This window comes from Paenibacillus sp. 481, from assembly GCF_021223605.1.
GTDB lineage: Bacteria > Bacillota > Bacilli > Paenibacillales > Paenibacillaceae > Paenibacillus_B.
Window position 1 is genome coordinate 3,217,134 of record NZ_CP075175.1, and the last position, 16,931, is coordinate 3,234,064.

A 16,931-nucleotide genomic window follows, 5' to 3' on the forward strand; every position below is an offset into this window, starting at 1 on the left:
ATAAGTGGCTTAGAGCGCTTAAGTGGCTTAGAGCGCTTAAGTAGCTCAGTAAGCATAAGTAGCTTAGCGCGCTTAGGTAGCTCAGTGGGCATAACCAGCTTAGAGCGATTAACTAGCCCAGCACGCTTAACCAGTTCAGTAAGCCCAACTAGCTTAGTACGCTTATCTAGCCCCCAAGCTCCGTTTAAGTCTGCTAACTTACTTGCGCTGTCTAGCTGCGGACTGAATCGATTTGTGTAGCTTCTTCGTGCTGCGGGCGTGCTCCCGCTTCAGCTTAGCGTTCTCGGACCGCTGGATATGGGCTAGCTCACGTTGCAGCTTCCAGTACGAGTTGAGCCGTTGTGGTTCAAGCTCACCTTGCTCAACGGCTGCACGTACTGCGCAGCCTGGTTCATTCGCGTGCTTACAGTCCGTGAAGCGGCAGCTTCGCACGAGTGACTCCACATCGTCGAAGGCGGAGGCTAAGCCATGTCCGCCATCAACGGCGACTAAGCCGACTTCGCGCATACCTGGCGTATCGATAAGCCAAGCACCATTCGCCAGCGGGATAAGCTCGCGATGGGTCGTCGTATGACGCCCTTTGCCGTCTTCTTCCCGCACAGCTTGGGTGATCATATGCTCGCTGCCAGTTAGCGCGTTCGCCAGCGTGGATTTACCTACGCCAGACGAGCCGACGAGCACGAGCGTCTTCCCCGGTGCTAGCAGGGCACGGAGGCGGTCAAGCCCAGCGCCTGTATGTGACGACACGGGATATACGTCGGCACCCGGTACGGCTTGCATCGCCTCGGCGATGTAGCCGTTCTCGTCGTCCGTGGCGTCAGCCTTCGTGAGGACGACAGCTGGCATTGCACCGCTTTCCCAAGCAAGTGCGGCGTATCGCTCCAAGCGCCGCGGCTCAAAATCGCTCGTCATCGCTGTGACGAGCAAAGCCACATCCGCATTCGCCGCCACCAACTGGGCGTCATTGCGATTGCCAGCCACTTTGCGCGCAAATTCGCTGCGTCGTGGCAGGACGCCAACCAGCGTGGCACGGCCTTCCGCTGGGCGCGGCGCGACGGCGACCCAATCGCCGACCGTCGGCCAACCGTTGGGCGCTAGCATCGCATTGCGCGCTTGGCCGGACACTTCGGCCAGCCACTCGCCATCCGCGCCAATGACGCGGTACAAATGCTTATGCGCCAGCGATACGCGCGCCGGAACGAGCTGGCCGTTCCACCGTCTAGTCACGGCATCGCTTAGCGTGCCAAGCCACGCTTCCCAAGCAGCGTCCCAGCGCTCGTCCCAGCCAAGCGTGGTCAAGCTGCCGCAGCCGCTTTGTAGCGGGGAGGCTGCTAAGCCTTCCGGTTCTGCTGTAGCTTCGACTTCTGTTACAGCGTCCGCCTCAATTCCTGCTTTTTGTTCAGTTGTTTGCACATTTGCATTTGCTTTTGCATCTGTAAGTGCATTAGCCTGTATGTGTTCATGCACAGAATCGTGTGCCTTCTCCTGTACATGGTTATCATTTATTTGCTCATATTCGCGATTTGTTGCTGTAATCTCGTTGTTGCTTGTATCGTTATTTTTTTGCTCAAAAATGTTCAATTCGTTATTCTCCCTTTACTACGGCACCCTAATAGGCACTCGCTCGTCGTTTACTTGCATGGTCTTATCAGCCTTGGACAACGTTGCGGCTAGACGTGGCAAGTTCGGGAGTAGACGTTATGAAACGACCTTGGCATGCAATCGCATGTCGCCGATCATGTGTAATGATGGTTTGTGCTTGTGTTGCTGCACGCTGGTTTATAGGCCGAATCGGTCCTCCCGAACGCTGTATGCAAACTTCACCATAAGACATCTCCTCACTTTCATGGAATGGATAACATTTTGCGTAAACTAGAAGCTAAGTTGAGATTTGTGCAAAATGCTTAGATGGAAATTATTATACGCTTTTTTTGTGAAATTGGGTAGTTATCGTTCACTGTTTCGTATTGGCTTCCAATCACGTCCACTCTTGCCCCTGAATGCCATCGCGTTTCTGCTAAATGTGTGCTATAATAAGCGTTTGAAACGAATACTGTTAATAAAGGACGGGAATGCCATGATTAGTACAACAGGCGTTACGCTCCGTTACGGCAAGCGCGCGCTGTTCGAAGACGTAAACATTAAGTTTACGCCAGGCAACTGCTATGGCCTTATCGGAGCGAACGGTGCGGGTAAGTCGACATTTTTGAAAATATTGTCCGGTGAAATTGAACCTTCAAGCGGAGACGTGCATATCACGCCAGGCGACCGCATGTCGGTATTGAAGCAGGACCATTATGCATATGACGAATTTAAAGTGTTGGAGACGGTCATTATGGGCCACCAACGTTTATACAGCATTATGAAAGAAAAAGACGCGCTTTACGCTAAATCGGACTTCACTGAAGAAGACGGTATGCGTGCAGGCGAGCTTGAAGGCGACTTCGCAGAGCTGAACGGTTGGGAAGCAGAATCGGAAGCTGGCGGAATGCTGATCGGCCTTGGTATTCCTAAAGATTTGCATGAAAAGCAAATGTCTGAGTTGGACGGTAACCAAAAGGTTCGTGTTCTCTTGGCACAAGCGTTGTTCGGCAACCCAAGCATTTTGCTGCTTGATGAGCCTACCAACCACTTGAACTTGGAATCGATCGCATGGCTTGAGAACTTCTTGATGGATTATGAAGGTACAGTTATCGTGGTATCTCATGACCGTCACTTCTTGAACAAGGTTTGTACGAACATTGCGGACATCGATTTTGGTAAAATTCAAATGTACGCAGGTAACTACGATTTCTGGTACGAGTCCAGCCAATTGGCTGTTAAGTTGATGCGCGACCAGAACAAGAAGAAGGAAGAGAAGATTAAAGAGCTTCAGGCGTTCATTCAGCGCTTTAGCGCGAATGCATCCAAGTCGAAGCAAGCGACATCCCGTAAAAAGACGCTCGACAAAATTACGTTGGATGATATTCGTCCTTCGAGCCGTAAGTATCCGTTTATCAACTTCAAGTCGGAGCGTGAAGCAGGCAAGCAATTGCTGACGATTGAAGGCTTGACGAAGTCGATTGACGGTGAAAAGGTGTTCGAGAACTTGAATTTGGTCGTGAACAAAGGCGACAAGATTGCTTTTGTTGGTCTTAACGGCTTGCCGAAGACAACATTGTTCCAAATTTTGATGGGCGAAGTGGAAGCAGACGCAGGTACGTACAACTGGGGGATTACGACGTCACAGGCGTATTTCCCGAAAGATAACTCGGTATACTTTGACGGTGTACAGGATACTTTGGTTGACTGGCTGCGCCAATATTCGAAGGATCAAGACGAGACGTTCTTGCGCGGCTTCTTGGGCCGCATGCTGTTCTCCGGCGAGGAAGCATTGAAGAAAGCAAGTGTATTGTCCGGGGGCGAGAAAGTTCGCTGCATGTTGTCTAAGATGATGATGACAGGCGCAAACGCACTTATCCTTGATGAGCCTACGAATCACTTGGACCTTGAGTCCATCACAGCGTTGAACAACGGTCTGATCGACTTCGATGGTACGATGTTGTTCACATCGCATGACCATCAGTTCGTTCAAACGATTGCGAACCGCATTATCGAGATTACGCCTAACGGCATCATCGACCGTGTAACGACGTTCGACGAATACCTCGAGAGCGATGAGGTTAAAGAGCTGCGTCAGCAGATGTATAGCTAATTGTATGATGTGATATAGCGAGGGCTGTTCCCCAAGTAGGAGTATGTATTCTACTTGAGGGGGCGGCCTTTTTTTGTTGATTGGTTTCTCGCTTGTAACATGGTTGTATTGTTCATATGAACATAGTTTGAATAATTTTACGAATAAGAGATACTTTTAGTAAAAGCAGTAGTATAATAATTGGGGTTTGAAAAATTTTAGGGCATTTGGCCTAGATTATGTTGCTGAGAAATAGAAAGATATAGAGAAGAAAAGGGGTATTCTAGTTTGAACTTAAACCAATATCGGGAGACTATAGCAAAGCTACTTGCAAGCATGCTTTTGTTTGGAGCTGCATTTTCGGGTATGACAGGGACTGTGGTGGCATCGACGCAAGCGGGTTCATCTGCAAAGGCAAGCACTTCTGTGGTTGATTCTGTTTATGTTACCGAAAGCAATAATTCCTTTGTGGATATTGAGAACTCCTATGCGAAAAAGGAAATTTTGGATCTGCATGGGAAAGGGATTTTATCAGGCGGGGGTAACGGGAAGTTTGAGCCTAGCCGCTCGATGACACGAGCGGAAGCTGCTAAAGTATTGGCGCTGTCGCTAGGGTTGAAAGAAGATAAAGCAGCGGCTGCTGCATTTAAAGACGTTGCGGCAAATAGCTGGTACAGCGGTTACGTGGGCGCGCTTGTTAAAGCATCATTGGCGCAAGGTACTTCGGCAGCGACGTTTTCGCCGAACAAGCAAGTGACGCGTGAAGAACTAGCGGTTATGTACGTACGCGCACTTGGTTTGGAGAAAGCAACGAAATCAGCTACGGGCTCAATAAAGAAAATTGCCGATATGGATGCGATTTCGGGATGGGCGAAGCCATATATCGTGCTGGCATTGGAGATCGGCCTGATTAACGGCGTTGCTAATGCAGATGGCACTGTTCGTTTTAATCCGAAAGCAGCTGCTGATAGACAAGCTTTAGCTGTACTTACATATAAAGTGATGAATGATAAAGCGGAATTTGTGGATAAAGCCAAGGAAGTGTCGGAAGCTAAGCCTGATGCTAAGGATAAGGAAAAAGAAACAGGGAAAGACGCGAAGCAGCCTGACAACAACAAACCGTCAACTGGCGGAAGTGGAACGATTAGTTCCGGCGGTGGTTCCGGAGGCGGCAGTAGTGGTGGCTCTGGTGGTTCCGAAGGTGAAGTTGTCGTACCCACTCAGACAGCCAAGCCCACTGTTAACGGGACCGTGAGAAACGTCGTGGATGAGATTGTTGCAGGAACTGCGGAGGCAGGTTCTGTAATTACTATTCAGGATCAGGGAGTCACGATTGTACAAGGGAATGCAGATGAGACTGGAAAATTCGCATTGAAGTTACCTATAAAAAGCGTGATTTCTTTAAAAGCTGGCGACCAATTACGTGTAAGCGCTAAAAAAGGTAATATGGCGGAAAGCCAGTCCTTAGTAATAATTATTGAACAGGGCGAGAAAACTATTAAACCTGTAATAGAAAGTTATGTAGATCAAGATGGCGGTTGGGTCGGTTCCCATAGCAGTAATGGTAAGGAGATTGAGTTGATTGTAACAAAGCTAGATGGAACTATATTATCAGGTTCTATCGAAAAAGAACTGTACAAAGAGTATATGATGTATAGTCTTGACCCAGTTGAAGTGCTATATAATTCAAATGAACAGCTATATGTTTATTCCTATAAGTCTGGTTTTTCAGTTAGTGATCCTGCTGTTGCTACCGTTCATTCTGCAAAAGAAGAAACGAAAATACGACGGATGCTTACTGATAATGTGTATGATTACGAACATAGTTCGATGTTTCTTGAATTAGAACCATTGACGAAAATAGTAATCAAAAAAGAAGATGGAACTATACTAGATAAAGGGTATTCAACGGATTTTTACCGATCTTTTAAATTTGATGGTAGCGAGCTCGTTCCAGGAGAGACCCTGTATGTTTACGCTAATACCTTTAGTAAGTCGTTAAGTAAGGCTTACACTTTTAAGGTTTTAAAATCAGAAAAGGCTCCAACGCCAACTGTCACTAGTAATGTTTATGTAACTGGGGGTATAGTATATGGAAATACTCAACCAGGGCTAATCGTTCAAATAATGAATGGTAGAGGAGAAGAATTGGATTTTGATTTTTCTGCATATAATGGCGATTTCAGACTCGTACCTCGTCCGGATATGACATTAGATGTAGGGGAAGAATTGTTCGTAACTACATACCATAAAGGATATAAAAAAAGTGCCCCTGCTGTTCTAAAAGCACTTTCTACTGTAGAGAGAACAGAAATACCCAAAACTGCTCCCTCAATATATAATGATGATTTTTATATTAGCGGTGAGGTAGAGTGGTACTCGACTATTAACGTGAAAGATACTAATGGTAATCTTATATACAAATTTAAAACCGAAAGCAAAACATCTTCAATTCCGCCTAGAAAGTATCAAAGTTTCAGTTTTGAAATGGATGAAATATCAAAGCATAATCTTAAACAATTGATCATCACGGCTACTGCTCCCGGCAAATTGGAGAGTGAGCCAATAATGGTGAAGGTAAGAAGCTACTCTGATTTAACAGAGTCACCTATAATAATTGGAGAGGTATATAGTGAAGAACCAATTATAAAAGGAAAATCAGAACCATATTCATATTTGGCTGTTAAAACGCAAGAAGGTAAAGTGATAGCTAGCGGATATACGATGGATGGGGATTTTACTTTTAAAATTGACGGGAGTTTTACTCCCGGTAAAATTTTTCAAGTATCAGCAAAAGAAACAATTAGAAAGGAAAGTAACCCTACAAATATAACATTAGCTGCAACACTGGGAACAACCGAAAAACCTATAGTTGTAACATCAGTAGTGTACACTGATGGTGTTTGGCTCAATGGAAGAGCCACTCCAAATGCAAAAATTCTATTTAAGGAAAGCAGTTACGATCGTTACTTAACGACATTTGCTAATTCAGTCGGCGAGTTTTCATTTCATACTCGTGATATATGGACTAGAGAACACATTAAATTAGTTGCAGTTGAAAATGGTAAAGCAAGCAGTGAACCTGTCCTTCTTTCTGTGAATCAAGAGATTGGGCAAGCACTTCCTCCTTCTGTAACAGGAGCTATTTATGGGCGTGAAGGTAAAATTAATATCAGCACTGAGCCTTACGCAAAAATATCGGTATTATACGATAGTGGCGGTGGGATGTCTTATTTTGCTGACTCAAATGGAATGTTTGAGTTAGAAGGCCAATATATTTATCGCTCCGGTTTAATGTATCTTAGAATTGCAACCGATCCCTATGGGAAAACAGAAAGTATGCCTGTAATAATAGACGTAGACCCAGCACGTCGTCCATAATTTACAGTAATAAAAAAGGTGTCCCCAAGTCATAATAATGACCGTGGGACACCTCTTTTTATTTTTAAGAAGTCGTTGACGCCTTAGGCTTTAACCGCTTCGCATTACGGCTCCAGCTCATAAACATAATCGTACTCAACACCATTACGACCGCTCCCAGCAAATAAGGGAACTCAACGTTCTTGTCGAACAGAACGCCAGCTACCGTTGGACCAACAATGTTACCAAGGCTCATGTAAGCATTGTTCATGCCCGCTACGAAGCCTTGCTCGCTGTCGTCAACCATCTTCGTTAGCAACGTATTGACAGCAGGGCGAATAATGGACACCGCCGTGAAGAACAATTGCGTAAGCGCGAAAATAACCCAGAAGCTGTTCGCATAAACCATCAGCACTAAGCTGAATGCGGTAAGAATAAACATAAGGTTAATGATTACTTTTTCACCAAACTTGCTCACGAGCCAGTTAAAGATAACCGCTTGAATAACGACACCGACCAACGCGCCGACTGTAATGATGATCGAGATGTCAGTTGCCGTAAAGGCATGTTTGTTGTTTACGTACAATCCGAAGATAGCCTCAAAATTTTGCAGCCCGAACGAGAATATAAAGACGAGCATCAGCAGCATGAAGTAAGGTGCTTTTGTAGAAGTAACCATTTGCTTCATCAGCGACTCACGTCTTACACCGCTTGTTTTGGCTTTAAGTCTAATATCTTCAGACAATGTCTCTGGCAAAAAGAAATACGAAATAATGGTGGACAAGCCCGCCAATACAGCCGCTGTGTAAAATGGAACTCCCATGCCAAGCTTCGATAAGAAGCCGCCGATCCCGGGTCCAATTACAATACCAAGCGACATGGATGCGCCTAACAAGCCGATGCCTTGCGCACGCTTATCTTCCGTTGTAATATCTGCCACATAAGCCATCATTGGAGCTGACATGAGTGCGACACCTGCTCCACCTACTAAACGAGATGCATATAGCATCCACATATCAGTTGCAATGGCGAATACCACTTGGGAAATGGTGAATAACAACATCCCCACGACAATCAATGGCTTACGGCCAACTCTATCCGACATTTCACCAGCAATCGGTGAAAATACGAACTGTGTCAATCCAAAAGCCGCGACTAGAAAGCCCATAGCTTGGCCTGTAGCGCCAAACGCGATTACATACTCCGGCAATATCGGAATAATTAAACCGATACCGACCATCGCCAAAAACATGTTGAACATCAAAATAAACAGTGGTCCCTTAGCATTTTTTGCTGCTGTTGTCATCGTGTCTTCCCCTCTTTATAGAGCAAGCTTGTGCTCTAATCTTTCTCTAAGTAGTTGTAATGCCGGAACACTGTGTATATTGGCAAGCATCCCTAATAGAATAGCCCTTTTAGGCTGGAATTCCTTTAACTCTTGCTCTAAAATGTACAATGACGCAAGCGCGTCTTCTTTTTGCTGCACATCCAGATCGAGCTCTGTAAGCTGTTCCTTCATTTGTTTGACGAGCACAATCGGATGATCCCTTTCAAAGTTCTCACGATATTGCCCGTTTAAATGTTCCTTCCACACTTCCTTGTTAACCAAGGCCGGAGGTTGATCCGCGATAAGTCGCTCCGCAATATAATCCATATGACGAATCGCATAATGACTCAAATCAGATGCTGCCAGCTCCATTTTTTCGAAAATTATAAATTGGGTGAAGCTGTTAATCATACCGTGGAGAGCTATAGTGCAGTCAAGGGTATATGGAGCAATGGTCGGGCCATAAACAGCAATGAGTTTGTTCTCATACCAACGCATTGTTTCATCACGGGATTGAACTTTAAACTGCTTAAGTTCCTCATGTTCCACTAAAATAGTTCCTTGCAGCTCTAGTAAAAAAATTTCACGACAGTTGCTAATCGTGAGCAACAGCATTTCAATTTGCATCCTAAAGCAATCTTTGGGATTGGAATGGTGTTGATGTTCGATTTGTAGCAGCTGACATTGGATATTGAGATGAAAATATTTATAAATATTAAGTAGTAGTTCCTCCTTAGATTTAAAATGCACATACAAGCTGCCCTTCGACATTTCGCATGTCTGCGCGATTTCTTGCATTGTCGTTGCGCTGTATCCCTGAGATGTAAACAACTTCATAGCGGTTAGGATAATGTGCTTTTTTTTGTCTATGGAGTCGTTCTGCATGACGGTCACTCCTTGTCGAGAACTAATCGGTACTGTCTTTGACTTATTGGTCGAACTAAATTGTATGCGATTCAGTAGGATGTGTCAATCAAGTACACATAAAAAAAATATGAGTTGCACTATTTTTATATTTAAGGAAATTAGTTCAACTACCTTTATATTTTAATAGCTTTAAATAAATGAAAGGAAAGGAGTGATTGTTTTGAAATCAATTGAGAAGGCGGTGAATTTTCAAAAAAAGTGAGAGCTGTATAAGAGCGAAGTATTTTGCTATCAAATTTAGACTAGAAATATAAAGTAGGAGGACCAAATGAAAGCGTCTATTAAACTTATATTTTTATCATTGATGGTGTTTTCTATATTACTAGCAAATCCTTTAAGTGGTTATGCTAACCAGACAACTTATCAGTATGAAGAAGGTAATCAACTTTCAGAACTTATAACGAATAACGGAACCGTATTTTATGAGAATGATCAAAATGGAAATGTTACTAGAAAAGGTAAACATAAAGTAACTAATCGAGAGAAGAATATGCTCATAAATCCTTTGTTTGAGACAGGTACTCAGGAACTTGCTTCAGTGTGGGGGAAGGTCGTCAATGGTACAACCACAGCGAGTTTTATCTTAGAAAAGAACGGTAAGCATAAGCAACAGAAAATAATATCTTCAAACATTGCTCACCAAGGAATGGTCGGAATTAGTCAGACTATTTCTGTTATTCCGCATAAAATGTACGAGATTCAAGCTTCATTGGCTATTAATCAACTGACTAATGCTGATGTTCAACTGTTAATTAGCTACCTTGGGAATAGTGGAAATCAGGAGTACAGACAAATAGAAGCATCGAATACTCAAACAAAGGGTATTTTCACAACCATTTCTGGAACTGCAACGATACCCGCTAATGTTCAGAAAGCTACCATTTATATAGTCATCCGAGCTAATGGCCATCAAGCTAGTGGTGAAATTGTCGTAAAAGGGATGAATGTATCGAAGACATTTCATCCAATTGAAAATTTAAATCACGATTTTCAACTTATAACTGCTTCAGGTAATTCGATGTATTGGGACAAAGTGATACATTTGGCGAATCATGCTGATTTCACAACTAGTCAAAGAGGAGTTCAAAAAATAGTAGGTGCTGGTATAGCGAAAGATGGAGAAGTTGCTATTAATCAGCGAGTCAAGGTATCACCGAACACTGCGTATAACTTCAATGGGATTTTTGTTATCGATCATCTTAAAAATGCAACTGCTCAGCTTTATGTTCAATTCCTTGATGGACAAGGGAATATCATTAAGAGTCATTTTGTCAAACATCCTTATGCATATACAAAAGTAGATCCGAAGAATCCTGTTTTTAAGGTGGATACGAGTATTACGCTGGGAGATCATGTTGTAGCACCGAGTTCTGCACAGTATGCGGTTGTTTACGCAGCAATTAGGGCATTGGAAAATGATGCTGCAGGCACGATTACGGTAGACGATATTGTTTTACAGCGCACCACGGAAAAAAATATTTTATCTAATCCTGAGTTGAATGTACCGTATGGTAATCTCGCAAGTGGATGGGCATTAAGTGGATTGGGAATTAATCATTCTAATCATAGATCAGATACGGAAAAATCAATTCAGATTTTTGAAGTTAAAGGCACTCCATCTGTATTCGGTACAATCGGTATACTGCAGCGTGTATCTGTTTATTCGAAAAAAAGTTTTAATATCCATGCACTTGTGTATATTCCAGAATTGGAAGGTTCTTCGGTACAAGTTAATGTTCAATTTTATGATAGTAATGATAAAGCTATGGGATCTAATTATGTAGAAGAAGTTCGTCATAGATTAACTAACCATTATGGAAATTTGAATGTTAAGGGAGATATTCCTGAGGGGGCTGTTACTGCTAGTGTGTCGGTTTTTTTAAATGTTTCTGGCACTTTTGATTTTGTTACACAAATTATTAAGCCTGGTTTTGGTAAATTACATATTGACAAAATTTCAATGGAAGTATCAAATCAAGCTAAAAGTAATCCAACACCTGAGCCGCCTATCCCTCCTTGGGATCAAGTTGAACCCCCAGTCATTATAGATCCAACGATATAGGTGTAGGGAATGTAACGCTAAAAAGCACGGCTGCATGAGAAAATGTCTATTCATTTTTTTGTGGATACGGTTATCCCTAACTCTGGCACAAATATACGAAGAACAATATTAAAGATGGAGTTATATTTGATGTTTATAACTCATTTTAGTGAACTAAACATTAAATATTCTAAGGAGGAGAAAAAGTGAAGAAAGTCCTATCTGTTACACTTGTGTTTATACTCATTTTTACAAGCTTGCCGTTTGCTTCAGCACAGCCAATATTTTCGATAGGAAGCGGAAAGAATGCATCAGTTTCAGAAGCAGTATATGGGATTCCTAGTCATCAACAGCCACAACTATTTGATCCGAACGCTGTTATTACGATTTCGTCAGTAGCAGATCAATTTGGAATTGCGAGAAATTGGGTCCACAAGGAAACGATGAAAGGCTATCCACTACATCATGTGTTTCAGGGCTTAAAGACGAAACAAGCTGGTGGCTCCTATGAGCAGTTCATGCAACGGCTTTATCCTCATATAAAGTCTGATCTAACAAAAGAGCAGAATCCCCTCAATGTCACATTCAACGTATACGGAAATTCACCTAAGATAGATAGTCCAAACATAGATGGAAACCCAAGCGTTACCGAAGTTGTTTATCCTGAACAAAAAAGTCGGAATAAGCGCTCATTAATGTCATCCCAATATGATGAGATCGCTCTAAAACAAAAAGATCTACGTGTTGATCAAGCCCCATTTTCAATTGGAGATGTTAATGTAAATATCTCAACGGTAGATGGCTCTCTGCGAGTCGAAGAAACGGACTTTATTCTTCCTGGACCTAATGGTATGAACTTTGAGCTGCGTCGTACATATGATAGTGCCCGCGCTAAAGAAAGTATATACTTTGATATTACTAATAATAAGAACGCAACGAGGAAACCTCAAGAAGACAAGCAATCTGCCTTAGGAAAAGGGTGGATTTGGGATATTCCATATATAAAAATGAGTGATAATGATTATCCTGGATCGATATACATCCCAGGTAAAGGAACATATTCTATCGATAACAGTACATTGAAGGGCTATCCGTACAAGGATTTAAGTTTTAGGGGAAAGGGGGGCGAAAAGGTAGGGAATGCTACTTTCATCTTGGATGATCATAAGACAGGCTTAACATACTTTTTCAACATCAATGGACAATTAATAGTGATAGTGAATAAGTATGGAAATCAGATTGATTTTCATTACGCTTTCAAAAAATTAATACTTGTCCGCACGGGGACCACATATGAAGGTGACAACGGAAGACGATTGTATAATCAATTAGAATTCAGTAATTACGATGATAAAGTTATTGTAAGTGCTTCGATTCTAGATCCTGTGACAAATCAACCGAATAAACAGACGGTTGAATACAGGAAAGAAACTCGTGTTTTGCAAAATAGAACAGAAAGCATTACTACACAGGTATTGACCGAAGTTATTGATCAAGCGAAACGCTCAACAAAATATTATTATGATGATAATAATTATAATTTTATGTTTTTTAATTTCAGTAAAGATCTCGCAGAGTATACGAGTTTTCATGATCGGATAATGAAGAAATGGGGCACTAATGTTTGGCTTCCATTAAAGACCATTGAGCACCCGACGAAGGCTCATACAGACTTTGACACGGAGAAAGTGTTGCGAAATACAGGCCCATACGCTCAAGAAGAGCAGGTTAGGTATAGAGGGCGTGTAAGATCGTATAGCACACCAAGTGGTCCTGTATGGTCTGATTTGAACAATCTAAATTACCATAGCGATGTTGGTTCGAGATTTGGAGATCATTCCTTTTCAACTAGTGTCTCTAACGGTTTAAGAAATACCCCCAATGATGAATTAATGAATACGACTTATCATTATCAAATAGATTACAAAGAAGATCATTGGGGCGTTATGGAAAATGAAACACCTACTATTTACAACACGAGTATTTCTATGGTGCCTAACGGAAAAACAGAGCGAAAAAATATTTATTATGAATATAATATGTATAAAAGGAACCCTAATCCAATACAAATTACGACAGCGTTTAGTGATGGTCTGAAATCATCTACTCAAAGAGTGAAATATGAATATGATGAATACGGTCATATCATTTTGGAAACAAACCCACTTAATATTACAAGCAAACATGAGTACGTAGAAACTAAATTCACGTCAAAAGTTGATGAGGAGTGGAAGCCTCCAGCAGAAGAATGGGATAGGGAAGTTACCGTATCTCAATTAAAGAAAAGCACTGTACCGATTGGAACTGATAAAAATTTAGTATCTGAATACGAATATTATCCAGATCATGCTGGATTAAAGCAAGTTACTCGATTCCAAAGACAGCACGTAGGCCAAAGACTATTGAGCCAAAGCAACTATGAGTATGACCGTTTTGGGAATCCTACGACTATTCAACTGAAAGGTGAAGGAGTAAATAATACGGTTATCAAACAAGAATTTGATAACAACCATAAATTGATGTTCCTGACCAAACAAACGGTCACAATTAAAGATGCGGACAATAGCCCATCTGAAATTACTAATCAAGCAAAATACAATCCAGTTACAGGTTCAATGATTCAATACATAGACGGCAAAGGACAGGCTGTTACGTATGAATACGATGCATTAAATCGAGTCACAGCGGAAAGTTACGCGGATGGAACACAAACGAAGATTGTGTACAACGATGCTAGCAACACAGTGACTGTTACAGATCCAGCTGATCAAAAGAAGGAAATGACATTTGATCCATTTGGACGACTGGTTAAAGAAACGAGTACACGAGGTGTTGCGTACCGTTCTTATGATAAATACAACCGTCTGACTGCTCAAAGTCAGGTTGTTGCTTTGACTACTTCATATGAAGATGCTATTAAGCATTATTCTACTGAATATGTGTATGATGCATGGGGGCGTGTTATTGAAGAGAAACCCAAATATTTTGCATCAAAACGATATACGTACGACGATGCTCTACTCATGAAATCTACAATCGACGGTGCAGGAAATGTGCTTATTGAAAAGTATGATATATTAGGCCGTGTTGAATATAAGGAAGAAATAAAACCTTCTGGTATCAAGACTACGTTGGCAAGGTATACGTATGATCATGCGGGCAACGTCATCAGTATGACAGACGCCAACGGAAACGTAACTACGTATCAGTATGATGGATTGAGTCGGTTGAACGCAGTGACGGATGCTGAGAGCAAGACGACGAACTACAAATATGATTTGTCAGGCAATATGGTTGAGGTTACTTATGCTGATGGTAACAAGGTGCAAAAAAAGTATGATGAAATTGGACGGCTAATTCAACAAATCGATCCGAAAAATCAAAGCAAAAAACTACATTATGATGCTAATAGTAATGTGATTCGATCGGTAGATCGTAAGGGACAGACACAATATTTTGAGTATAATATGCGTAATTTGTTAACTAGTAGTTTCTTTGCCAGCCAGGCAGAGGAAAGGGTGTCATATCAGTATGATCGGGTCGGTCGACGCACATCGATGACTGATAGTACGGGAACGACGAATTATGAGTATCACCCCTCGGGAGAATTGAATACCATTACATATCCGGGGAATACGAGACTTAACTATGAATACGATGTGCGAGGGTTACGGACGAAGCAAACGATTGCTGGATCTAACTTTAGTCTGACGACGAACTTAGAGTACATGGCGGATTCGCCAACTCCGACCAAAGTGCAAGTATTGAATGAAAGTGGAAGTGAGATAAGTCATTACAAGTACGATTTCAATCAGCAGACGCGTAGGCTGTCTAAATTAAGTTCATCACAAGGATTCAATGAGTCTTATATGTATGATGGCCTTACTAGGATCGGTATTCAGCAAAAGCAGCATGAGTCACTGTTTGGTCAGTATGATTACAGCTATGATAACAACCGAAACATCACTGCGAAGAAAGAAAATGGAAGTTTATATAGTTTCACGTACGATAAGCTTAATCGAATTCAGCGATCGAGCCAGTTTAACGAGTCATACCAGTACGATGGACGTGATAACCGAAGCACGTTAACGAGCGAGAAACCAACGGCAGAAATTATAGGTGGCAGTTATACGTATGACAATCGTAACCAATTAACCAATGTAATGATGGATAATGGAAAATCAGTTGCTTACCGTTACAATGGTGACGGGCTAATGGTGGAGCGAACTGAAAATGGTACGACGATTCGTTACTATTATGACGATAAAGCGAAAATTGTAGCAGAGGGTACTGTAGGAGCCAACAATATTGTTACAATAAGCGCAGGCTACGTCTATGATGCCAGCGGTAAATTGCTAGCTCGTAAGCTATCAGGTGAGAACAGCCTACAGCAATATATCACAAATGGTCACGGTGATGTCACAGAAATTCGCGATGCCAACGGCAAAGTCTTGAATCAGTACACTTATGATATATGGGGCGATCCGCTAAAGAGTGCAGAACAGACACCGAATATTTTTCGTTACTCAGGAGAATATTGGGATTCAACGACAAATCTGCAATACTTGCGCGCAAGATGGTATGATCCAAGTGTTGGGCGGTTTATTAATGAGGATACGTATGAAGGGGAACTGGGTAATCCGTTAAGTCAGAATCTCTATACGTATGTGGAAAATAATCCATTAAAGTGGACTGATCCAACGGGTCATAGAAAAGGGCTTGATTTCTCTTTTGCATATAATACTTTAAGATATGGCTACGAAATGGGAAGTTTAGTGGATTATTGGTGGGATGGTGATATATCTGATCAAGAGTTTTTTGATTCTGTAGGTATAAGTTTTAAAAATTGGGATGATATTAACTTAACTAAAGGTAATGGATATTATGATGATAGCCCCGAGTCGTTAAAATATACTGATGAAATCAACGTCGCTCAAACACTATCGAAAATGGGGAAGAAAGTAAAAACTATACAACGAGATAGTAATAATACACCTGACTTTTTGGTAGACGGAGTAAAGGTTGAATTAAAGACAGCATATCCGGAAGATAAAAAGCTAAAAGTAAAGACTTCAACTCAGGCTGTTGCTAAAGGGTTTAATAAGCAAGGGGCGAGTGAGGTAGTTTTGGATCTTAGATACGGGATAGACGAAGATTTAAGCGCCCTTCATATTTTTGATTTATACTATTTCAGTGTGACTAAACTGAAACAAGAGAATACTTTATTTAAACTTCACATTTGGACAGACAATGGTATTTACTCAGGAAATATTCGTTTAAAGACACCTAATAGTACAGGAAATGAAATTTAATCTGAGAGGAGGTTTTAAGATGGGAAAGTACGTTTGTAAATGTGGGGAAGTTTTATCTACCCACCGAGTACCAAACGACGTTGAATTAATCGTGTATACAGATAGAGAGTGGGAGAAAATAAACTGTCTAGAATCGATTGATGACATGCCTGAGCCGGAATTTGATGTTTGGAGATGCAAACAATGTGAAAGAGTGTACTGCTTTAAAGGTACAGAATTGATTAAAACCTATGCAATTGAGTATTAGTGTCTAATAAGTGCTAGTTACTCATCAAATGATCTTTCGGATTA

General features: G+C 41.7%; 8 protein-coding genes. 5 read left to right on the forward strand and 3 right to left on the reverse strand.

Features of this window, described 5'->3' with window-relative positions; translation table 11 throughout:
• Nucleotides 1-198: 198 nt before the first annotated feature.
• The gene (gene rsgA / locus KIK04_RS14230) at nt 199-1,581 is read right to left on the reverse strand and encodes a ribosome small subunit-dependent GTPase A (protein ID WP_232274312.1); all 1,383 of its coding nucleotides are present in this window, start codon (nt 1,579-1,581) and stop codon (nt 199-201) included.
• A 496-nt stretch (nt 1,582-2,077) separates the two neighbouring features.
• On the opposite strand from rsgA, the gene KIK04_RS14235 reads away from it, so the two are divergent.
• Both KIK04_RS14235 and KIK04_RS14240 read left to right on the forward strand, forming a co-directional pair.
• A complete protein-coding gene (locus KIK04_RS14235) occupies nt 2,078-3,694 on the forward strand; it encodes an ABC-F family ATP-binding cassette domain-containing protein (protein ID WP_232274313.1) in 1,617 nt (538 codons plus the stop codon).
• 267 nt (nt 3,695-3,961) lie between these two features.
• On the forward strand, nt 3,962-7,054 hold the full coding sequence (locus KIK04_RS14240) for an Ig-like domain-containing protein (protein ID WP_232274314.1): 3,093 nt from the start codon (nt 3,962-3,964) through the stop codon (nt 7,052-7,054).
• Nucleotides 7,055-7,118: 64 nt separating this feature from the next.
• Here the strand turns inward: KIK04_RS14240 and KIK04_RS14245 are convergent, their stop codons facing one another.
• Nucleotides 7,119-8,339 (reverse strand): MFS transporter, encoded by a 1,221-nt coding sequence (locus KIK04_RS14245; protein ID WP_232274315.1) that lies wholly within the window; start codon nt 8,337-8,339, stop codon nt 7,119-7,121.
• 15 nt (nt 8,340-8,354) lie between these two features.
• Nucleotides 8,355-9,245: a TetR/AcrR family transcriptional regulator gene (locus tag KIK04_RS14250; RefSeq protein WP_232274316.1), complete on the reverse strand. Its 891-nt coding sequence runs from the start codon at nt 9,243-9,245 to the stop codon at nt 8,355-8,357.
• A 310-nt stretch (nt 9,246-9,555) separates the two neighbouring features.
• Between KIK04_RS14250 and KIK04_RS14255 the strand changes: the two genes are divergently transcribed.
• The 3 genes from KIK04_RS14255 to KIK04_RS14265 all read left to right on the forward strand — a co-directional run bounded on the left by KIK04_RS14255 (nt 9,556) and on the right by KIK04_RS14265 (nt 16,887).
• Nucleotides 9,556-11,349: a carbohydrate binding domain-containing protein gene (locus KIK04_RS14255; RefSeq protein ID WP_232274317.1), complete on the forward strand. Its 1,794-nt coding sequence runs from the start codon at nt 9,556-9,558 to the stop codon at nt 11,347-11,349.
• Between the two features lie 185 nt (nt 11,350-11,534).
• The gene (locus KIK04_RS14260; RefSeq protein ID WP_232274318.1) at nt 11,535-16,640 is read left to right on the forward strand and encodes an RHS repeat-associated core domain-containing protein; all 5,106 of its coding nucleotides are present in this window, start codon (nt 11,535-11,537) and stop codon (nt 16,638-16,640) included.
• 19 nt (nt 16,641-16,659) lie between these two features.
• Nucleotides 16,660-16,887, forward strand: coding sequence for a DUF8617 domain-containing protein (locus tag KIK04_RS14265; protein WP_232274319.1), 228 nt, complete (start codon nt 16,660-16,662; stop codon nt 16,885-16,887).
• The last annotated feature ends 44 nt before the right edge of the window (nt 16,888-16,931 follow it).